The organism is Mesorhizobium sp. C432A (assembly GCF_030323145.1).
Classification (GTDB): Bacteria; Pseudomonadota; Alphaproteobacteria; order Rhizobiales; family Rhizobiaceae; genus Mesorhizobium.
In genome coordinates, this window is sequence record NZ_CP100470.1 from 591415 (window position 1) to 610942 (window position 19528).

The 19528-nt window shown below is 63.9% G+C and carries 19 protein-coding genes; 13 read left to right on the top strand and 6 right to left on the bottom strand.

What is annotated here, in order from left to right:
* Positions 1 to 80 precede the first annotated feature (80 nt).
* From NLY33_RS02685 to NLY33_RS02735, 11 genes are all read left to right on the top strand, one after another.
* Positions 81 to 284 carry a hypothetical protein gene (locus NLY33_RS02685; protein WP_023668776.1) on the top strand — a complete coding sequence of 68 codons (204 nt, stop codon included), beginning with the start codon at positions 81 to 83 and terminating at the stop codon, positions 282 to 284.
* Between the two features lie 2 nt (positions 285 to 286).
* A complete protein-coding gene (locus NLY33_RS02690) occupies positions 287 to 1399 on the top strand; it encodes an ABC transporter ATP-binding protein (protein WP_023707800.1) in 1113 nt (370 codons plus the stop codon).
* Complete coding sequence (locus tag NLY33_RS02695; RefSeq protein WP_023707799.1) at positions 1392 to 2405, top strand: ABC transporter ATP-binding protein; 1014 nt, start codon at positions 1392 to 1394, stop codon at positions 2403 to 2405. Before NLY33_RS02690 ends, NLY33_RS02695 begins: the two co-directional genes overlap by 8 nt.
* Positions 2406 to 2469: 64 nt before the next feature.
* Positions 2470 to 4110: a dihydroxyacetone kinase subunit DhaK gene (locus tag NLY33_RS02700; RefSeq protein WP_023703564.1), complete on the top strand. Its 1641-nt coding sequence runs from the start codon at positions 2470 to 2472 to the stop codon at positions 4108 to 4110.
* Positions 4111 to 4180: 70 nt separating this feature from the next.
* Positions 4181 to 4783 (top strand): dihydroxyacetone kinase subunit DhaL, encoded by a 603-nt coding sequence (gene dhaL / locus NLY33_RS02705; RefSeq protein ID WP_023668780.1) that lies wholly within the window; start codon positions 4181 to 4183, stop codon positions 4781 to 4783.
* The gene (dhaM, locus tag NLY33_RS02710) at positions 4780 to 5169 is read left to right on the top strand and encodes a dihydroxyacetone kinase phosphoryl donor subunit DhaM (protein ID WP_023690004.1); all 390 of its coding nucleotides are present in this window, start codon (positions 4780 to 4782) and stop codon (positions 5167 to 5169) included. Before dhaL ends, dhaM begins: the two co-directional genes overlap by 4 nt.
* A gap of 21 nt (positions 5170 to 5190) precedes the next feature.
* Entirely contained in the window at positions 5191 to 5493 is a 303-nt protein-coding gene (locus NLY33_RS02715) for an HPr family phosphocarrier protein (protein ID WP_023684207.1), read from the top strand.
* Entirely contained in the window at positions 5477 to 7063 is a 1587-nt protein-coding gene (gene ptsP / locus NLY33_RS02720) for a phosphoenolpyruvate--protein phosphotransferase (protein ID WP_023703565.1), read from the top strand. Before NLY33_RS02715 ends, ptsP begins: the two co-directional genes overlap by 17 nt.
* A gap of 10 nt (positions 7064 to 7073) precedes the next feature.
* Positions 7074 to 7499 (top strand): hypothetical protein, encoded by a 426-nt coding sequence (locus NLY33_RS02725; RefSeq protein ID WP_023668784.1) that lies wholly within the window; start codon positions 7074 to 7076, stop codon positions 7497 to 7499.
* A gap of 22 nt (positions 7500 to 7521) precedes the next feature.
* Positions 7522 to 8508 carry a dihydroxyacetone kinase subunit DhaK gene (gene dhaK, locus NLY33_RS02730; RefSeq protein WP_023668785.1) on the top strand — a complete coding sequence of 329 codons (987 nt, stop codon included), beginning with the start codon at positions 7522 to 7524 and terminating at the stop codon, positions 8506 to 8508.
* 448 nt (positions 8509 to 8956) lie between these two features.
* Positions 8957 to 9982 (top strand): nucleotidyltransferase family protein, encoded by a 1026-nt coding sequence (locus tag NLY33_RS02735; protein WP_023703566.1) that lies wholly within the window; start codon positions 8957 to 8959, stop codon positions 9980 to 9982.
* A gap of 8 nt (positions 9983 to 9990) precedes the next feature.
* Here the strand turns inward: NLY33_RS02735 and NLY33_RS02740 are convergent, their stop codons facing one another.
* The 4 genes from NLY33_RS02740 to NLY33_RS02755 form a co-directional block, all read right to left on the bottom strand.
* Positions 9991 to 10986: a phosphoenolpyruvate carboxykinase (ATP) gene (locus NLY33_RS02740; RefSeq protein WP_023694189.1), complete on the bottom strand. Its 996-nt coding sequence runs from the start codon at positions 10984 to 10986 to the stop codon at positions 9991 to 9993.
* A complete protein-coding gene (locus NLY33_RS02745) occupies positions 10983 to 11417 on the bottom strand; it encodes a lasso peptide biosynthesis B2 protein (RefSeq protein WP_023707798.1) in 435 nt (144 codons plus the stop codon). Before NLY33_RS02745 ends, NLY33_RS02740 begins: the two co-directional genes overlap by 4 nt.
* Complete coding sequence (locus NLY33_RS02750) at positions 11417 to 11704, bottom strand: PqqD family protein (RefSeq protein WP_023684213.1); 288 nt, start codon at positions 11702 to 11704, stop codon at positions 11417 to 11419. Before NLY33_RS02750 ends, NLY33_RS02745 begins: the two co-directional genes overlap by 1 nt.
* Before the next feature lie 546 nt (positions 11705 to 12250).
* Positions 12251 to 13048 (bottom strand): DUF2259 domain-containing protein, encoded by a 798-nt coding sequence (locus NLY33_RS02755; RefSeq protein ID WP_245261018.1) that lies wholly within the window; start codon positions 13046 to 13048, stop codon positions 12251 to 12253.
* Positions 13049 to 13266: 218 nt separating this feature from the next.
* Between NLY33_RS02755 and NLY33_RS02760 the strand changes: the two genes are divergently transcribed.
* Positions 13267 to 15174 (top strand): propionyl-CoA synthetase, encoded by a 1908-nt coding sequence (locus tag NLY33_RS02760; RefSeq protein ID WP_023689996.1) that lies wholly within the window; start codon positions 13267 to 13269, stop codon positions 15172 to 15174.
* 71 nt (positions 15175 to 15245) lie between these two features.
* A complete protein-coding gene (locus NLY33_RS02765; protein WP_023689995.1) occupies positions 15246 to 15947 on the top strand; it encodes a metallophosphoesterase family protein in 702 nt (233 codons plus the stop codon).
* A gap of 88 nt (positions 15948 to 16035) precedes the next feature.
* On the opposite strand, the gene NLY33_RS02770 is transcribed toward NLY33_RS02765, so the two are convergent.
* Together NLY33_RS02770 and galU are read right to left on the bottom strand one after the other, a co-directional pair.
* A complete protein-coding gene (locus tag NLY33_RS02770; protein ID WP_023689994.1) occupies positions 16036 to 18414 on the bottom strand; it encodes a polysaccharide biosynthesis tyrosine autokinase in 2379 nt (792 codons plus the stop codon).
* 190 nt (positions 18415 to 18604) lie between these two features.
* Entirely contained in the window at positions 18605 to 19501 is an 897-nt protein-coding gene (galU, locus tag NLY33_RS02775) for a UTP--glucose-1-phosphate uridylyltransferase GalU (protein WP_023668795.1), read from the bottom strand.
* Between the last annotated feature and the right edge of the window lie 27 nt (positions 19502 to 19528).

Consider the following 19528-nt stretch of genomic DNA (forward strand, 5'->3'; position numbering starts at 1 on the left):
GCTGCGAAGCAGCGACGGAGTGGGGGAACCACCTGGCAACCGTCTCGCCCCGTTGCCGGGCAGAAGGAAGGAAGCTGCGCATGACGCGCCCAGCCATCTCCAAAAAGTCATCCTGGCCTCGCTGGGCCCGGCGCGGCCTGATGGAAAACATCGCCACGACGCTGATCGCCATTGGATTCCTGATGCTGTTCCAGCCCTTCGCGCTGGCGCTCTACACCTACTCCTTCATCACCATGCTCGCCGGCACGGTGATGTTCATCATCGTCTCGAAGTTCCCGGAATAATCATGGCCGAAATCCGCGTCCAACATTTGAGAAAGGCCTTCGGCGATTTCGTCGCGGTGCAGGATTCCAGCTTCGTCGTCGAAGATGGTGAGTTCTTCGTCATGCTTGGTCCCTCGGGCTGCGGCAAGACGACGACGCTGCGCATGGTCGCCGGCCTCGAATTGCCGACCGGCGGCCAGATCCTGCTCGGCGGCGAGGACGTCACCATGCGCCGGGCGCGCGAACGCGACATCGCCTTCGTCTTCCAGCTGTTCGCGCTCTATCCGCATATGAACGTGCGCAAGAACATCGGCTTCCCGCTTCTCGCGCAAGGCATGCCCTCGGCCGAGATTCGAAGCCGTGTCGAGGAAACGGCGAAGCTGCTGCGCATCGACCATCTGCTCAACAAATCGGTCTCGGGCCTTGCCGGCGGTGACCGCCAGCGCGTGGCGCTCGGTCGCGCCATCGTGCGACGGCCAAAATGCTTCCTGATGGACGAGCCGCTCGGCACGCTCGACACCGAATTCCGCGATCTGATGGTGCATGAGCTGCGCGAGCTGCACAACCGCATCCACGCCACCACCGTCTATGTCACGCACGACCAGATGGAAGCGATGTCGATGGCCGACAAGATCGCCGTCATGAACCATGGCGTCATCGAACAGTTCGGCAGCCCGCGCGAAATCTACGACCGCCCGGCAACCATGTTCGTCGCCGACTTCATCGGCTCGCCGCCGATGAATTTCCTGGGCTTCGGTGGCGGGCTGGCGAAGGGGGCGAAGGAAATCGTCGTCCAGGGCGCCAAGGTGGCGGTGCCGGAAGTGCGCGAGGAAATTGCGCCCGCCGACATGGCGCTCGGCATCCGTCCCGAGCACATCCGTTTCGACGATGCGTCGAAACTGCGCGGCACCATCTACGGCACCGAATATCTCGGCACGACGCAGATCGTGGCGGTGGAGACGGCGGACGGCATCATCAAGGCGCGGGTGCCGGCCGAAATCCGGCTCGCTGCCGGCGATCATGTCGGGCTAACGTTGAACAGCGCGCGGCTGTCGCTGTTCGACAAGGGCTCGGGTCGGGCGGTGCGCACCGCGATCCACGATACCGCCTCTCAAGGGAGAGCGCAGCATGGCTGACGTGCACATCAAGGGCGTGACCAAAAGCTTCGGCGACCATGTCGCCGTCGATGGCCTCGACCTTAACATCGCCGATGGCGAATTCGTCGTGCTGCTCGGCCCGACCGGCGCCGGCAAGACGACGACGCTGAGATTGATCGCCGGACTGGAGCGGCCGGATGGCGGCACGATCCATATTGGCGACCACGATGCGACGACGCTGTCGCCGGCCGAGCGCGACACCGCTTTCGTCTTCCAGCAATATTCGCTCTACCCGCATCTGTCAGTCTACGACAACCTCGCCTTCCCGCTGCGCTCGCCGGCGCGGAAAGTACCGGAGGACCAGATTCGCCGCCGCGTCGAAGAGGTGGCAAAGATGGTGCGCATCCACCACAAGCTCGCCAACCGCTCGACCAAGCTGTCGGGCGGCGAGATGCAGCGCGTCGCCATCGGCCGAGCGTTGGTGCGCAAACCGTCGATCTATCTGATGGACGAACCGCTGTCGTCGCTGGATGCCAAATTGCGCGCCGATCTCAGGCTCGAACTCAAGCGCATCCAGGCCGAACTCGGCGCCACCATGCTCTATGTCACGCACGACCAGATCGAGGCGATGACCATGGCCGATCGCATCGGCATCCTCAATGACGGCGTGCTGGTGCAGATCGGCACGCCGCGCACAATCTATTCGGAGCCGGCCAACCTTCATGTCGCGGCCCGCCTCGGCCAGCCGGCGATCAACCTGCTGCCGGCCGGGCTGCTGCCTGATGGTGGGGCGCCGACCGGAACCAAGACCATCGGCGCGCGCACCGAGCATCTGTCGATCGAGAAGACCGCAAGCGGCCATGCCGACGGCGTCGTCGACTGGGTCGAACATCTCGGGGACCAGAACCATCTGCATGTTACGGTCGGCCCGAAGAAACTGGTGACGCTCACCGACCCCGATACGGATCTGGCCGAGGGCGACAAAGTGGTGATCCGCTACCGCTCGCCACTTTATTTCGGCGCCGACGGACAAAGACTGATGTGAGGTTTTCGGTGTCTCGCCAAGGGCACGGCACCGGCTTCTGATTGACGAATACAGGACGAATTCGATGAAGCACTTTTTCAACCGCAGGGAAACGATCGTCACCGAGGCGCTGGACGGGCTGTTGCGGACTATCGGTTCCGGCGATCTCGCCCGCCTCGACGGCTATCCCGAGATCAAGGTCGTGCTGCGCGCCGACTGGGACAAGGCAAAGGTTGCGGTCGTCTCCGGCGGCGGTGCCGGGCACGAGCCGTCGCATGCCGGGTTTGTCGGCAAGGGCATGCTGACGGCGGCGGTCTCGGGCGAGATCTTTGCCTCGCCCAGCGTCGAGGCGGTCCTGGCGGCCATTCGCGCGGTGACCGGCCCGGCTGGCTGCCTGCTGATCGTCAAGAACTACACCGGCGACCGCCTCAATTTCGGCCTCGCGGCCGAGAAGGCGCGCGCCGAGGGGTTTCGCGTCGAGATGGCGATCGTCGCCGACGACATTGCCTTGCCCGATATCAACCAGCCGCGCGGCGTCGCCGGCACCTTGTTCGTGCACAAGATATCAGGCCATTTGTCGGAGACGGGAAGCGGTCTGACAGCGATCGCGACAGCGGCTCGCGCGGCGGCGAAGGACATCATCTCGCTCGGCATGTCGCTGTCGTCCTGCTCGATCCCCGGCCAGCCACATGAAGAGCGGTTCGGCGAAAATGACGGCGAACTCGGCCTCGGCATCCATGGCGAGCCGGGCGTCGAGCGCATCGCCGTGCAGAGCGCCGACAGACTTGTGGCGATCATGGCGGAGCGGCTGGCCGCGCGGCTCGACCCGAACGCCAGCCACGCGTTGCTCATCAACAATCTCGGCTCGGTGCCGCCGCTCGAAATGTCGCTGGTCGCCAATGCCGTGCTGGCCTCGCCGCTGGCCAAGACCGTGAAGCTTGCGATCGGCCCCGGACCGCTGATGACGGCGCTCAACATGAACGGTTTTTCGCTGTCGCTGATCAAGCTCGATGCGGCGCGCGAGGCAGCCTTGCTGGCGCCTGTCGGCCCACATGCCTGGATGCCGGCCAAAACCGTCGTCGCGCCGGCTATCGTGCCTATGGCGAAAGCGGCTGGAAACAGCGCAGCCCAAAGGGCCAGCCAGGATTCCGGCACCAGGCGTTTGATCATCACGGTCTGCGAACGGCTGATCGCGCTCGAAGAGACACTGAACGGGCTCGACGCCAAGGCGGGCGATGGCGATACCGGTTCGACGGTTGCGACCGGCGCGCGCAGCGTGCTGGAACGGCTCGATGCGCTGCCGCTGGCCGACCCTGCCGCCACGCTTGCGGCTATAGGCGATAGTCTGGGCGTCGCAATGGGCGGCTCCTCAGGCGTCTTGCTGTCGATCTTCTTCACGGCGGCGGCTCAGGCTTCGAACGGCGGAGCAACCCTGTCCAAGGCGCTGCTTGCCGGGCTTGACCGGATGACCTTCTATGGCGGCGCCAGGGTCGGCGACCGCACCATGGTCGATGCCTTGGAGCCGGGGCTGAAGGCGCTCGATGCCAAGGGGCTGGATGCCGCGGCTACAGCGGCACGGCACGGCGCCGAGGCGACCGCGGCCATGGAGAAGGCGAAGGCCGGGCGCTCCGCCTATGTCGGCACCAAATTGCAGGGCGTAGTCGACCCTGGCGCCCATGCCGTGGCCGAAGTGTTCGCGGCCGCCGCGCTGCATGCAACGGCCTGACGGCATGCTTAGATTGTCGAATGAAAACTCTTGCGATACTGCCGGCAGGATCGAAACCGGGAATCTGGACATGGCAGCGTTCGACCTTGCCAGGCTGATCACCGCCGCCGCGGACACGATCGCCGCTCACTCGGAAGAGTTGACCGCGCTCGACCAGGCGATCGGCGACGGTGACCATGGGCTGAACATGAAGCGCGGGTTTGAGGCCTTGCGTGCCGATGCCGAGGCGTTTTCGGCCAAGCCGCTGCCCGAGGCGCTGAAGGCGATCGGCACCAAGCTGGTGATGACGGTTGGCGGTGCATCCGGGCCGCTCTTCGGTACATTGTTCCTGGCGCTGGGCAAGGAGATTTCGGGAGAGCCGGATCGTGCCAATCTGGCGGCTGCTTTCGGCAAGGCAATCGAAGCTGTGGCCGCCAGAGGCAAATCCCAGGTCGGTCAAAAGACCATGCTCGATGTGCTGCAACCTGTGCAGGACGCGTTGGTCGAAGGAAAGACGGCCATGGAAATTGCAGATATCGCCGACATGGCTGCCGAGGCGACCGTGCCGATGAAGGCAACACGCGGTCGCGCCTCATTCCTCGGCGACCGCTCAATCGGTCATATGGATGCCGGCGGACGCTCTGTGGCGCTGCTGGTGCGGACCGTCGCCGAAACCGTCGAGGGCCAAGCATGAGCAATGTCGGCATCGTCATCGTCTCGCATTCCCCGCTGGTTGCCGAAGGCACGGCCGACATGGTGCGGCAGATGGTGGGCGACGAAGTGCCGCTTGCATGGTGCGGCGGAAACGGCCATGGCGGGCTCGGCACCAGCGTCGAAGCGATCATGGGCGCCATCGACAAGGCGTGGTCGGAGGCGGGCGTCGCCATACTGGTCGATCTCGGCGGCGCCGAGACCAATTCGGAAATGGCGGTGGAAATGATCGGCGAGCCGCGGGCGCAGAAGATCGTCGTCTGCAACGCGCCGATCGTCGAAGGCGCGGTGATGGCTGCGACGGAGGCGTCCGGCGGGGCCTCGCTGAAGGAAGTGGTGGCGACGGCGCATGAATTGTCGCCGTCGTGAGCGAACGGGAATTTTGACCTGATGTCCGCATTTGCCGAGGCCACCGTCCTGATCACCCACGAGGTAGGTCTGCACGCGCGCCCTTCGGTGAAGTTCACCAAGCTTGCCAAGAGCTTTGCCGCCGAGGTGGAGATTGCGCTTGCCGCCAACGGCCCATGGTTCGACGCCAAGAGCATCGTCAAGGTGATGGCGGCCAGGGCGCCGAAAGGCACCATGCTGCACATCCGGGCCACAGGCGACGGCGCCGATGATGCCGTGAGAGCGCTGGCCGAGCTGGTGCGACGCGGTTTCGACGAGGATGCGGGCCATGCCCGAACCGCTTAGGCTGCAAGGCATTTCGGCCTCGGCCGGCTATGCCGAGGGGCCGTTGTTCAACCTTGATGGCGGCCCTGCGCGCTACTCAGGGAAGGCGACAGCCGGCGAGGAGAAGGCCGCATTGGAAGCAGCTATCGCCAGCGCGACGGACCGGCTCGCGACCCTGATCGAAACCGCCGATGAGGAGGCCGCCGGCATTCTCGAATTCCAGCTCGCCATGCTTGGGGACGAGGCACTGACCGGCCCGGCTTTTGCCGCGATCGCGTCCGGCATGCCGGCTGACATGGCCTGGCGACAGGCGCTGGACGCCGAGATCTCCGGCTACGAAACGTCAGACCAGGACTATTTCCGGGCTCGCGCCGCCGATATCAGCGATATCCGCGACCGCGTGCTGCGCGCCCTTACCGAGGAGCAGGAGAGCGCTCCACCAGCGGGCGCCATTCTCTATGGCGAGGACATCGCGCCGACGCGCTTTCTCGAGACCGACTGGAGCACCGGCGGCGGCATCGCGCTGAGGGCCGGCAGCGCCGCCAGCCACGTCGCCATGCTGGCGCGCTCGCGCGGCGTGCCGATGGTTGTGGGGCTTGGCGCGTCGCCGGCTAATCCCGTCGGTCTGGCTCTGCTCGATGCGGAGCATGGCGGTATCGTGCTTTCGCCGACCACGACCGAGATCGAAGCGTTCCACCGGTCCTCGTCCTCGTTTGTGGCACATCGAGACAAGGCCGGAGTCTATCTCGCGAAACCGGCGGTAACCCGGGCCGGGACGACAGTGCGCGTGCAGGTCAACATCGCCGATCCGTCCGAGGTCGACGGCATCGACATTTCGACCTGCGACGGGGTCGGGCTGACGCGCACCGAATTCCTGTTCGGCAAGGCGCCGCCGGACGAGGAGACGCAATACCAGGCCTATCGCAAGGTGCTGGAATGGGCAGGCGACAAGCCGGTGACCATCCGTACCGTCGATGCCGGCGGCGACAAGCCGGTGCCGGGCTTCACCGTCGAGGAGAGCAACCCGTTCCTCGGGCTGCGTGGCATCAGGCTGTCGCTGGCAAGGCCGGAGGTGTTTCGCGTACAGATCCGGGCGCTGCTGCGCGCGGCGGTGCACGGCAATCTGAAGGTGATGTTTCCGATGATCGCCGTCGCGGAGGAATACCAACGCGCCGCCGCTCTGTTCGTGGAGGAGCAGGCCGGGCTTGCCGCGCGCGGCATCGCGCAAAAAATGCCGCCGCTCGGCATCATGGTCGAGGTGCCTTCGGTGGCGATCGCGCCGGAGGCGTTCGCCGATGTCGCCTTCTTCTCGATCGGTTCGAACGATCTGACCCAATATGTAATGGCGGCTGCCCGCGATAACGCAGCCGTGGCGCATCTTAATTCTGTCCGCCATCCCGCCGTGTTGCGGCTGATCGGCTCGGTTGCCGCTTTTGGCCTGCGCGCGAAAATCCCAGTCAGCCTGTGCGGCGATGCCGGCGGCGATCCGGCATCGATCCCGGCACTGCTCGAGGCCGGCCTGCGGGATCTCTCGGTGGCTCCCGCCCAACTCGCCATGGCCAAGGCGGCCATCTCGGATGCATCGGTCTAGGATGACTGAGATGGCCGACAAGACACCAGAAGCCGGCTCCGAAGAGGCGATCCGCGCCTACAAGACGATCCTGTCGCAGGTCATCGACCAGCGACCGTCGGGTATGCGACAACGCCTTGCCGACGCGCTTGGCAAGCACCGCAGCTTCGTCACCCAGATTTCCAGCGCGGCCTATTCGACCCCGATCCCGTCAAAACATCTGCCGGCTATTTTTTCGGTCTGCCATTTCAGTCCGGCCGAGCGCGATCAGTTTCTGGCTGCCTATCATCTGGCGCATCCCGGCAAGATGTCGGTTGCGGCAGGCATGCGCAAGACCCGGCATGTCTCGCTGATCGTGCCCGATTTCGGCGACGACAAGCAGAATGCAGCGCTCGACAAGGCGATCAATGAATTCATCCAGAAGATCACCAGCATCACCGGCAGGAGTGGCGGCTGATCGTGTTGTGTCGGGAGGACACATGAAGAAGTTTATGAATTCCGTCGACACGGTGCTGACCGAAAGCCTCAACGGCTTCGTTGCAGCTCATGCCGACATCCTGGTGCTGGGCGAGGAGCACAAATTTATTCGCCGCAAGGTGATGAAGCCGGGGAAGGTGGCGCTGATCTCGGGCGGCGGTTCCGGCCACGAGCCGTTGCATGCCGGCTTTGTCGGTCACGGCATGCTGGACGCCGCCTGCCCCGGCCAGGTCTTCACCTCGCCAACGCCGGACCAGATACTGGCGGCGGCCGCCGCCGTCGATACCGGCGCCGGCTGCCTGTTCATCGTCAAGAACTATGAAGGCGACGTGATGAATTTCGACATGGCCGGCGAAATGGCCGACGGCGTCCTGCAGGTGGTGATCAATGATGACGTCGCCGTCGAGAATTCGTCCTTTACGACCGGCCGGCGCGGCGTCGCCGGCACGCTGGTGGTGGAGAAGATCGTCGGCGCCGCCGCCGAGCAAGGCATGGCGCTGGCGGATCTCAAGGCGCTCGGCGGTCGCATCAACAGCGCGACGCGTTCGATGGGCGTGGCGCTGACCAGTTGCACGGTGCCGGCGGCCGGCAGGCCGACCTTCGAGATTGGCGATGGCGAGATGGAATTCGGCGTCGGCATTCATGGCGAGCCCGGCCGGCGTCGCGACACGTTGAAAAGCGCCGATGCGATCGCCGAAGAGATTTGCGCCGCGATCCTGGGCGATCTCGGCGACAGGGCGAAAGGCCCGGCACTGTTGTTCATCAACGGCTTTGGCGGCACGCCGCTGATGGAGCTCTATCTGATGTACAACAGCGCCCGAAACATCTTCGAAAAACAGGGCGTGACGGTGACCCGCTCGCTGGTCGGGTCCTACGTGACATCGCTCGACATGGCCGGCTGCTCGATCACGCTGACCATGCTGGATGACGAGGCAACGTCAATGTGGGACGCGCCGGTGCACACAGCCGCGCTGCGCTGGGGACTGTAACGGAGGGGCCTTGCCCATATCCCGAACAGGCGGCTTATGAACTTGCCTTAGCCTGCGGGACCGGACGGACCGTTACCCGCAGTCACGCCGACAGATTGCCCGCCTGCAGCGCGGCTTGCCTTGCGGCCGACCGCTCCGGCTTCATCCGAACCGAAGCCGTAGAAGTCTTATCGCGGTATCGGCAGCGACGGCCCGGCCACCACGCTGGACAACTTTCCTGCCTTGCGCAGCACGGGCGCTTCATACTTTTTCTTGGCCATTCCAAACACCCTTTTCAGTCCAGTGCAAAAGAATGGACCGAAACCGTGGAAAGTCAATTCATGAGCTGGTTCTGCCACCACACGCTGGCTTCATGCATGCTTTTCTGCAACATACGCTCCTCTGAGTTGGTTGTTTGACGCAATTCCGGACGGGAATTGCTGATGTGGGCGAACGCAATCCGGGTTTGATGCTGCCATCTCTTGCGCCTGCCGATGAAAAACTGCTGCTGACCTTCGCCGACCCGGAGGCGACGGTTGCCATTGGCCGTGACGTTGCTGCCGAAAGCTTGCTGGCACTGCTCGCCAATGCCGAGTTCCACGGCGTGCTGCCGATCATGCTGCGCAAGCTCAGCGAGATTGGCGACGCCCAACTGCCTGCGGACGCAGCCTTGCGGCAAAAGCTGTCGGAACTGCGTGATCGCTCGACGCTGGCGACCGGCCAATCGATGCTGCTGCAATATCATGGCGACCGCATCATGAAGGCATTGGCGGCGAAAAATGTTCCGGCCCGCATCGTCAAGGGTCCGGTCTTCGCACGCAAACTTTACCGCCACGCCGCTGACCGGCCGTTCACCGACATCGACATTCTGGTCGAGCCGGCCAGCATCATTGAAGCCAACACGGTGATTGCCGGATGCGGCTTCGAGCTCTGGAGCGGCGAGGCGCAGTCGCAGGATCTGCAGGAGTTCAAGTGGCTGGAGAAGGAGAATACCAGCCTGCTGATCGAACTGCACGGCAACCTGGTGCATGATTCCGGCATGCGGCGGCGGCTGTCGCTGGGCTTTCGCGAATTGCAGATCATCGACGGCGGCGAGGCCGACACGCCGGCCGCGCTGCTGACCATCGCCATTGTCCACGCCGCCGGCGGGCACAAGTTCCACCGGCTGCAGCTTTGCGTCGATGTGCTGCAGGGCGTGCGCGCGCTGCGGTCGCCCGCGGATGAAGACCGGCTTTTCGAGGCGGCGCGCATCAGCGGCATCGAGCTCGAACTGGCGACGGTTCTCAATGTGACGGGGCGGCTGTTTGATGCACCGCGCGCGATCGAACTGGCCGACCGCATCAAGCCCGGCCTCTCGATATTTTTGGCCAAATGGCTGATCACCGGCGATACGCTGCTCGGCGTCAATTCCAGGGACAAGATGCATTCGCGCCTGCGCCGCGACGCCTTCCGCTGGATCCAGCGCCTCGCCAGGCCAAAGCCGCATTCTGCCTGAAGTGTGCTTTAGTCTCGCGCCGCCAGCGCCGAGCGGATCAGCGGGGCCGCCTCGGCCGGGTTCGCGCCGACTTCCAGGGTAAATGTCGGGACGGCTTTGACCAGCGTTGCGATGGTTGCCATGCGGCGCTTCTGCGCCGGCAAAAGGCCGGTCATGCCGGTCCTGACATTGTCGGTGGCAAGCGCCACCATGGCGTCTGTCCTGGTCATGGGCACGAGCCGGGTTTGCGCGTCCGCCGAGCGGGCGAGATGAAACAGTGCCGCAACCGGTCTGCCGACAGTTTCCTCGATGCGGATGATCTCGGCGAGACGTTCCAGCGAGACGGCCTGCTCGCCATTGGCGTCCCATTTGTCGCCAAGGCAAGGCGCCACGAAGGGCAGCATTGCCGCGGTGTGGCGGTGGACCTTCACCTTGCGCGGCAAGCCCCAGGCCGTGATGCCGCCACCGGCCAAAACCTTGAGGATCATGGCGTCATCCGAGCACAGGCCGAAACCTTGCGACGCCAGCGCCAGCGACGTCGTCGACTTGCCGGTGCCGCTCGGCGCATGGATCAGCACGAGCGCCTCGCGGCCGGGCAATGTCAGGCCGGCGGTGTGCAGCATGTGCTGGTCGCCGGCATCAAGTGCTGCATCCAGCACCATCATCAGCACCGTCCATTTGACCTTGGCATCGGGATGGACTCGTATCTCGGCCCAGCCTCCATCGGCATTGATCGAGACGGTCTGCAGGCCGGGAAAGACCAGATGAACGGTGCCGCCACCGTCGATCAGCCGGCAATGGCCGTCCTCCGGCACCTCGCCGTCGAAAGCGAGTTTTCCGGCAGGCGATTCCGGTAACTCCCGCGTCTCGACGATGTCGACGCGGAAATCGGGCTCGACCGGCCCGCTCACGCGCAACGTGCCGAGCAAGAGGTCGAAGCTCGGCCAGAGATCGGCCCGCGAGGCCGATATGCTGATGACCTGGCCCTGGAGATCATAGCAGAAGGTGGTCGCCGGACCGGTCAAGCAGCGTGCGCCTTTCCGGCATCGGCGTGATGGCGATAGATCTGCACCATGCCGGGGAGGCTGTCCGAGACCACCGGGCGGCCATCGAGACAGACCCAGCAATGGGCAGACATACGCGGCGCCTGCATCGACTTCGGATCGACGCCGAAGCGCAGATCCGGATCGAAGCCGGCAAAGCGCAGGAAGCGGTGGGCGAGCAGGCCCTCGCGCAGGCATCTGCGGTCGCGCATCAGCCAGGGGTGCCGGACGGTCCGGTTGACGGCAGCGACGATGTAGGCTGACGACAGGCCGCGATAAGGGGTGTGTGCGCTGAGCGGCGCCCATTTCAGCACCGATTCGAAGCTGCGGCGGCCGATCAGGGTCGGCATCAGCCGCGCACTTGCCCATAAATGGACACGAAACAAAGCGCGCAGGAGAACGCCGTCCACCATCAGGGAGCCGGGTCGGCGAGAATGCCTTCGCTCACCAGTTCGGCGGCCAGCGCCGCCATGTCCTGGTCGAGCGTGCCCTTGTCGACCTCGAACTCGTCAGACAACAGGACGACGATCTGGTCAAGGCTGCGGGCGCCGTCCACCTTGTCGAGAAAGGCTTCGGTGGTGCCGTTGCAGGTGTAAAGCTGGCCGCTGCGCGCCAAGAGCACGACGGCGCCATCGCCGACATGCTGGACCGAGGCGTCGTCCGCCAGCCGCAGAACCATTTCAGAACCGATTTGGGCCATGGAGCCCCTCCACCATTTTCCTGGAGAGCAGATAGCGCGGCGATGCGGGTCTGTCCATTGCGCGGACGAGAGGGAGAACAGGCCGGCCTGACCGTTCTGTGGCAATCCGGCAACGCCACCATCCTCACGACACAGGCAACCGAAGCCTAATGGAGACATCCAATCTCAGATTGTGGTAACTTCCACATGATTCAGAGCCTGAGAACAGGGAAGCACCCCAGAAATAGTCGGTGATTGCAGCTGGGAATCACCGCCGCAAACGGTCAAGCCAGCTATCTCGCAGGGTCAAGGTCTTGCTTTTCTTACCTAAAGTAAGCTATGGAGTCGCGGGGTTTTGGGAGAGCATTGGGTATGCGTTACAACTGGGAGCGGGCTCCGACCGCGTTCGAACGTCATCGAAAAGCATTGGCAGCCGCCATATTGATCGCGGGTGGCGTCGGGCTGATGCTGGCGGCCTTGCCGCTTTAAGACCTGATATCCGACACGAACGCCCTGCTTTCTCCGGGCGCATGAGCTTTTTCTGCCTGCCACAAGACGGGCCGCGGCTTAGCGTGCATGGCCGGTTACGGCGATGAAGCGGCGGTCGCGTCCTTCGAAGCCCTGGCTGAAGCGCTGCACCAGCACCGCCACTACCGCCGGCCTGCCGGGCGGGGTGTATTCGTAGGATTCCGACAGGCTGTAGGAAGTCGGGCAGTTGCGCGAGCCCGGCACGGCCTTGTCCTCGTGCAGCACCTTGAGCGGCTTGCCGTCCTGCCCCTGCAGCGACAGGCGGAAGCCGCGCGCCTTGCCCGTCTTGGCGCCTTGAAGTTTCTTTTCGCCCTGAAGTGTCTTGTCGCTCGGAAGAGCCTGGTCGCTTGGCTTGGCGTCATCAAAGCTTGCCGAGCAGTCCGTCTTGCTGTCGGCCAAAATCTCGTCGAGCTGGATGGTCGAAATCTGTGTTTCGCCATAGAACGGCGACAGCCATTTCTGCGCGGCCTGATCGAGGCGACGGATGTCGTTGTAGTCGACCGTGTCGTCCGGGAAGGTGAACCTGTCGGAGGCCGTGCGCGTGCCGCGCTCGGCGATGGCATATTTGGCCAGGATTGGCGCGGCCTGCTTTGCGGCCTGCGCCCGTGCCTGCTCCACCGTCGTGGTCGCCTCTTCCGATTCATCGAGGACAAGGATCGGCTTGCCGCCGACGAACTCGTCTGTGCTTGTGTCGATGATGTCGATCTGCGACCAGCCGGAAACGGCAGCGTCGAGCTCGCCATATTGCTCGAAGGCGAAATATTTGCCGTCGGGGGAAAAGCCGATGATGCGCCGCGCGGCGGCATCGCCGGCCTGGGCGGCGAAAACGATCGTCAACAGCAGCGCTGCTCCAACGGCAGATCCAACCCCGTATCGTACCGTCATTGCGCGCCCTGCCCCGATTTCAAACCCGGCCATGGTGCCTGCAATTTATGGCCAAGGCGAGATCGGCCAAGCCCCAAATTTCGGGAAAGACATGGCATTTGGGGAAAGACGTGGCCGGGAAAACCCGCATAGGCTATTGCAAGATAGAGAGTTTTCCCGAGGAGGGATGAATGGCGTCACGCTACCACGAGGTCTATGACGGCTGGAAACGCGACCCGGAACAATTCTGGGCCGATGCGGCCGAGGCGATCGACTGGTATTCGCCGTGGACCAGCGTCTTCGATGCCAAGGCGGGCGTTTACGGGCGCTGGTTCAACGGCGCCAGCTGCAACACCTGCTTCAACGCTCTCGATCGCCATGTCGCAGGCGGCCGCGCCGACCAGATCGCACTTATCTACGACAGCGCGATCACCGGCACGGTCAAGAAATTCACCTATGCCGAATTGAAGCGCGAAGTGGTAGCGCTGACTTCGGTGCTCAAGAACCGCGGCATTCGCAAAGGCGACCGCGTCATCATCTACATGCCGATGGTGGCCGAAGCGGCGGTCGCGATGCTTGCCTGTGCCCGCATCGGCGCGGTGCATTCGGTGGTGTTCGGCGGCTTTGCCTCGCACGAGCTCGCCACCCGCATCGACGACGCCAAGCCGAAGCTGGTCATCTCCGCGTCCTGCGGCCTGGAGCCTGGACGTGTCGTGGCCTACAAGCCGCTGCTCGACAAGGCGATCGAAATGTCCCGCCACAAGCCGGACGCCTGCCTGATCCTGCAGCGCGACCAGCTGCGCTGCGATCTGAGGGAGCATTACGATATCGATTTTGCCGACGCCGTTGCCCGCGAGCGCGCCGCGGGCGCCAACGTCGATTGCGTTCCGGTGCTCGCCACCGACCCGCTCTACATCATCTACACCTCCGGCACGACCGGCCAGCCGAAGGGCATCGTGCGCGACAATGGCGGCCACATGGTCGCGCTCAAATGGACGATGGAAAACGAGTTCGGCGTCAGACCGGGCGAAGTATTCTGGGCGGCCTCCGATGTCGGCTGGGTGGTCGGCCATTCCTACATCGTTTACGGACCGCTGCTGCATGGTGCGACAAGCGTGCTGTTCGAGGGCAAGCCGATCGGCACACCCGACGCCGGCACCTATTGGCGGGTGATCGCAGAACACGGCGTGGTCGCGCTGTTCACCGCGCCGACGGCCTTCCGCGCCATCAAGGGGCAGGACCCCAAGGGCGAATTCGTGCCGAAATACGATCTGTCGAAATTCCGCACTCTGTTCCTGGCCGGCGAACGCGCAGACCCGGAAACCATCAAATGGGCGGAGCAGAAACTCAACGTGCCGGTGGTCGATCATTGGTGGCAGACCGAGACCGGCTCGCCGATGACCATCAACCCGGCGGGCCTCGGCCTGCTGCCGGTGAAATACGGCTCGCCCGGCGTGCCGATGCCGGGCTACGACATTCGCGTGCTCGACGATGCCGGCCATGAAGTGCCGCGCGGCACACTTGGCAATGTGGCGGTGAAACTGCCGCTGCCGGCCGGCTGCCTGCCGACGCTGTGGAATGCCGACGAGCGTTTCCGGCAAGCCTATCTCGAGGAATTTCCCGGCTTCTACAAGACGGCCGATGCCGGCATGATCGACGACGACGGCTACCTCTATGTCATGGCGCGCACAGACGACATCATCAATGTCGCCGGACACCGGCTGTCGACCGGAGCCATGGAGGAGGTGCTTTCAGCGCATCCCGATGTTGCCGAATGCGCCGTCATCGGCGTCGCTGACGCTATGAAGGGCCAGGTCCCGCTCGGCTTCGTCGTGCTCAATGCCGGTGTGTCGCGCGATACCGCTGCCATCGAAGGCGAAGTGGTGGGGCTGGTGCGCGAACGGATCGGCCCGGTCGCGGCCTTCAAGACCGTGGTGACGATCAAGCGCCTGCCCAAGACGCGCTCCGGCAAGATCCTGCGCGGCACCATGCAGAAGATCGCCGACAAGGAAGAATGGACGATGCCGGCGACTATCGACGATCCCGCCATTCTTGACGAGATCACCGCGGCGCTCAAAGCCCGCGGCATCGGGGTCTGACGGCCCCAGTGGCGTTGTTCCAGCGATCCAGGCCCCCCCGGCCGGCGCCGCGCGAGCGCCTGGAAATGGATATGGACGACACCGTCGTCTACGCGATCGGCGACGTGCATGGCTGCTACAAGGAATTGCTGTCGCTGGAGCAGAAGATCCAGCTCGACGCGCTGCAATTTCGCGGCCGCAAGATTATCGTCATGCTCGGCGACTATATCGATCGCGGGCCGCAATCGGCGCGCGTGCTCGACCACCTCTTGGCGCTGCCGCCAACAGGGTTCCTGCGCGTCTGCCTGGCGGGAAACCACGAAGTGGCCATGCTGAACTATCTCGACGGCTATCTGTCGCGGGACCGCTGGCTGGCGGTCGGCGGCCGCGAGACTCTGTTTTCCTATGGGGTCGATCCGGCGCGGCTTGCCAGCCTCTATGCCTCGAGCGACGCGGTCGACCGGCGCGTGAAGGAGGTCATTCCGGCCAGCCATATCGACTTCCTGCGCAGCCTGCCGGTGCTGCTCTGTTCGGATAAATTCGTTTTCGTCCATGCCGGCATCAGGCCGGGCATCGACCTGGTCGCACAGGATGAGCAGGATCTGCTCAACATCCGCGACGAGTTCTTCAAGGCCGCACATCTGCTCGACCGCCTTGTGGTGCATGGGCACACGCCGGTCGATATCCCCAGGCTTGACGGGCGAAGGCTCGGCATCGACACCGGCGCCTTTCAGAGCGGACGGCTGACAGCGCTCAGGATCGCGGGTAAGTTCGGCAAGCTGATCTTTTCCTGACCTGCCGTGCTTCTTCGTTTGAGCGTGATCTTTTCCGAAAACCGGATCCGCTGTCCGGATCACGCTCCTTTTCAGGATCGCGCTCCGTTCAGGCGGCGGTCTTGGCTCGCACGTCCGATTTCTCCAGATAGTAGGTCGAATAGCGGTCGAAGAACTTTTCCGAGCCGCCGAGCGAGCCGTATTTCGGCAGCTTCTTCAGATCGACCTTGTTGAGCACGGCGCCGACGACCTTGCTTGCGACGTAGGGTTCCTGCTCCAGCAGCGAGCGCACCATGGCGCGCGGCGTGCGGCCCCATTCGGCAACCAGCACGAAGCCGTCGACCAGCGGCGCAAACGCCTTGGCGTCGACCACGGGGCCGAGCGGCGGCAGGTCGACGATGATGTACTCGAACGTCTCCTTGGCGTTGTCGATGAAGCGCCGCATGCCGGCCGACGACAGCAGCTCGCTGGTATGCGAGAATTGCCCCCGCAGCACGGCCGGGATGATCGCCAGCTTGGTCTGGCGGTCGACTTTGCCGACCGACTGCCAGGTCTGGCCGTTGACCACGGCCTCCATCAGCCCCTGCTCGGCTTCCATGCCGAGGTTGCGGCTGAGGCCAGGATTGCGCAGATCGGCGTCGATCAAAAGCGTCTTCGAGCCGTTGGCGGCCAGCAATCCGGCGAGATTGGCGGCGACCGTAGACTTGCCCTCGCCGGGCAGGACCGAGACCACGCCTATGACCCGGCTGCCTTGCCCTTCCATGACGACGTCGAAGGCGATCTTGGCGTTGCGCAGCGTTTCGGAGAACATTGATGCCGGCGCATCGACGCTGACCCGCATGCGCGCCCGTTTCTCGGCCGCCGACAATGTGTTGGCGCCTTTGGCATCCGCCGCACCGCCGTCGGCGTCCTTGCCGAGCCTGCCGCCGATCATCGGCAAATAGCCGAGGAATTTGAGGCCGACGCGATCGCGAATGTCCTCGCCGGTCCTGAAGAAGCGCTCGTTGAACTCATTCAGGCCACCAAAGCCGGCGCCAAGCAGCACGCCAAGCACCAGCGACAGCGCCAGCACCCTGGAGGTGCGCGGGCTCGAGGCGGAAAGCGGCGTTGAGGCATCCGAGATGATGCGGACCTTGCCGACCGGGAAGGATTGCTGCTGCGAGGCCTCCTCGTAGCGGCTAAGGAAGGTCTGGTAGAGCGTGGTCAGCGCCTGCGCCTGCTGGTCGAGTTCGCGCAGTTTGACCTGGCTCTGGTTGTCGATGGAGCTCTTGCCGGCCGCGTCGGCGATCTTCTGCCTCAGTGAGGTCTCGCGTGAAAGCGCGACTTCATATTCATTGCGATAGCTTTCGGTCAGTTGCTTCAACTCGCCGAAAATCTGGGTCGACAGGTCGGCCTTTTCCTTGGCCAGCGCCACCGCCTGCGGATGGTCGGCGCCGAAATTGGCCGTCACGTCCTGCAGCCGCTTGGCCACTGCGAGATAGCGGGTCTTGAGCGTTGCAATGACGGAGCTTGCCGGCTGATCGCTTGAGATGGCGGAATCGTTGAAGGCATTGTCCGAGCCGCTTTCGACGATGGTCTTGTATTGCTGATAGCGGGCGCTGGCGCGCGCCGTATCGGCCTGCGCGACGATCAGTTGCGCGGTGAGATCGGCAATCTGCTTGTCGCTGATCAGCTGGCCGTCGCTGTTGGCGGCCAGACCATGCTCGGCCCTGAATTTCTCGACCGCCATAGCGGCCGCCTGTGAGTTCTGACGAAGCTCGGTCAGCCGGCCCTGCAGCCAGACCGCAGCGCGCTCGGTGGCGTCGAAGCTGGCATTGAGCTGGTCGGCGAGATAGGCGTCGGCATAGGCCTTGGTGATGGCGGTGGCGAGCGCCGGATTGGTCGACTGGTAACCGATGGCGAGCACATAGGAGCGGCCGTTGCGCTGCGCCAGCACCTCGCTCTGCAGCTTCAGCACGGCATAGTCGTGGCGCGCCGTCTGCATCATGGCCTGGCGTGTCGCCTCATCGACGTTTTCCATGCCGGGAATCTGCTCGGCGGAACTTGAGCGGAAATAGCCGATCACGCCGCGCACGAAGCCGATGCCCTTGACCAGCGCCGATTGCGGCGGGTTCATGAACTCTGCGTTCTGGTCGAGTTTCAGCTTGTCGACCACCACCGAGGCCAGCCGCGCCGAGGTGATGATTTCGATCTGGCTGAGCAGGGCGGCGTCGGTCTGCATGGTGACGGATGCAGCCGAGATGTCGTCGATGACCTTGTTCAGGCCTTCGTCGATCAGCACGCTGGCGACCGACATGTATTGCTTGGGCGTGGTCTGCAGATAGAGCAACCCCAGGAACAGGCCGATGATGGCGCAGACCGCCACCACCTTGACCTGACGCGCCGCCATGCCAAGCAGGCGCTCGACGTCGATGAAGTCTTCACCCTTTTCCTGATCGGGGTTGGGCAATGGCATCCTCTTGTCGAGAGGAAAGCTGGCATAATTCATCTTCGATCCAATTCTAGGTTACAGGCGCCGGAGCGAGACGGGTCAGGTCCCACCTCGTCCGAAGCTGCGGAGATCGGGGGCAAGATATGCAACGCAAGCTTCATGCCATCCGGCGCCGGGCCTGAGCGGCCAGGCGTGCAGGCATGAGCCGCGCCATCGTCCAAACGCATATGCCCTCGAAAGATGGGCATTATGCGGCCACTTCCTGACGCTCATGCGACCGCACGAACGCCTGCAGCATTTCCAGCACAGGTCCCTTCATGTCGTCGCGCGCCAGCGCGAAGGCGATGGTCGCCTCTATGAAGCCTTCCTTGGAGCCGCAGTCGAACATGCGGCCATTGAAAGGCTGGGCAAAGAAAGACTGGCTTTTCGCCAGCCGCACCATGGCATCGGTAAGCTGGATTTCGTTGCCGGCGCCGCGCTGCTGGTTGCCCAGCAGCGAGAAGATCTCGGGCTGCAGGATGTAGCGGCCGTTGATGTAATAGTTCGACGGCGCATTGGCCGGCGCCGGCTTTTCGACCATGGCCGTCACCTCGAAGCCGCTGCCTGTCTCGGCGCCGCGCCCGACGATGCCGTATTTGCTGGTCTCGCTGGGATCACAGCGCTCGACGGCGATCACATTGCCGCCGGTCTGCTGATAGAGATCGACTGTTTCAGCCAGGCAACCTCGGCGACCGAACGACACCATATCGGGGAGCAGCAGGGCGAAGGGCTCGTCGCCGATGACTTCGCGTGCGCACCACACCGCATGGCCGAGACCATGTGGCGACTGCTGGCGGATGAAGCTGGTGGCGCCGGCCACGGGCAGCATGCTTTCGAGCGCCTCCAGCTGGGTCTTCTTGCCGGTTTGTTCGAGCGTTCCAATCAGTTCGGGGTGCAGGTCGAAGTAGTCCTCGATGACAGCCTTGTTGCGGCCGGTGACGAACACGATGTGCTCGATGCCGGCTTCGAAGGCCTCGTCCACCGCATATTGGACGACCGGCCGGTCGACCACGGGCAGCATCTCCTTCGGAATCGACTTGGTTGCCGGCAGGAACCGTGTTCCAAGCCCCGCCACAGGGATGACTGCCTTCCTGATTTTCTTCATCGCAAATTCCTTCTGAGCAGATCGATT

Excerpts from the sequence above, each read along its gene's own strand:
- NLY33_RS02685 (WP_023668776.1), top strand. The coding sequence starts at position 81 with ATGACGCGCCCAGCCATCTCCAAAAAGTCATCCTGGCCTCGCTGGGCC.
- NLY33_RS02690 (WP_023707800.1), top strand. The coding sequence starts at position 287 with ATGGCCGAAATCCGCGTCCAACATTTGAGAAAGGCCTTCGGCGATTTC.
- NLY33_RS02695 (WP_023707799.1), top strand. The coding sequence starts at position 1,392 with ATGGCTGACGTGCACATCAAGGGCGTGACCAAAAGCTTCGGCGACCAT.
- NLY33_RS02700 (WP_023703564.1), top strand. The coding sequence starts at position 2,470 with ATGAAGCACTTTTTCAACCGCAGGGAAACGATCGTCACCGAGGCGCTG.
- dhaL (WP_023668780.1), top strand. The coding sequence starts at position 4,181 with ATGGCAGCGTTCGACCTTGCCAGGCTGATCACCGCCGCCGCGGACACG.
- dhaM (WP_023690004.1), top strand. The coding sequence starts at position 4,780 with ATGAGCAATGTCGGCATCGTCATCGTCTCGCATTCCCCGCTGGTTGCC.
- NLY33_RS02715 (WP_023684207.1), top strand. The coding sequence starts at position 5,191 with ATGTCCGCATTTGCCGAGGCCACCGTCCTGATCACCCACGAGGTAGGT.
- ptsP (WP_023703565.1), top strand. The coding sequence starts at position 5,477 with ATGCCCGAACCGCTTAGGCTGCAAGGCATTTCGGCCTCGGCCGGCTAT.
- NLY33_RS02725 (WP_023668784.1), top strand. The coding sequence starts at position 7,074 with ATGGCCGACAAGACACCAGAAGCCGGCTCCGAAGAGGCGATCCGCGCC.
- dhaK (WP_023668785.1), top strand. The coding sequence starts at position 7,522 with ATGAAGAAGTTTATGAATTCCGTCGACACGGTGCTGACCGAAAGCCTC.
- NLY33_RS02735 (WP_023703566.1), top strand. The coding sequence starts at position 8,957 with ATGCTGCCATCTCTTGCGCCTGCCGATGAAAAACTGCTGCTGACCTTC.
- NLY33_RS02745 (WP_023707798.1), bottom strand. The coding sequence starts at position 11,417 with ATGGTGGACGGCGTTCTCCTGCGCGCTTTGTTTCGTGTCCATTTATGG.
- NLY33_RS02750 (WP_023684213.1), bottom strand. The coding sequence starts at position 11,704 with ATGGCCCAAATCGGTTCTGAAATGGTTCTGCGGCTGGCGGACGACGCC.
- NLY33_RS02760 (WP_023689996.1), top strand. The coding sequence starts at position 13,267 with ATGGCGTCACGCTACCACGAGGTCTATGACGGCTGGAAACGCGACCCG.
- NLY33_RS02765 (WP_023689995.1), top strand. The coding sequence starts at position 15,246 with ATGGACGACACCGTCGTCTACGCGATCGGCGACGTGCATGGCTGCTAC.
- NLY33_RS02770 (WP_023689994.1), bottom strand. The coding sequence starts at position 18,414 with ATGAATTATGCCAGCTTTCCTCTCGACAAGAGGATGCCATTGCCCAAC.
- galU (WP_023668795.1), bottom strand. The coding sequence starts at position 19,501 with ATGAAGAAAATCAGGAAGGCAGTCATCCCTGTGGCGGGGCTTGGAACA.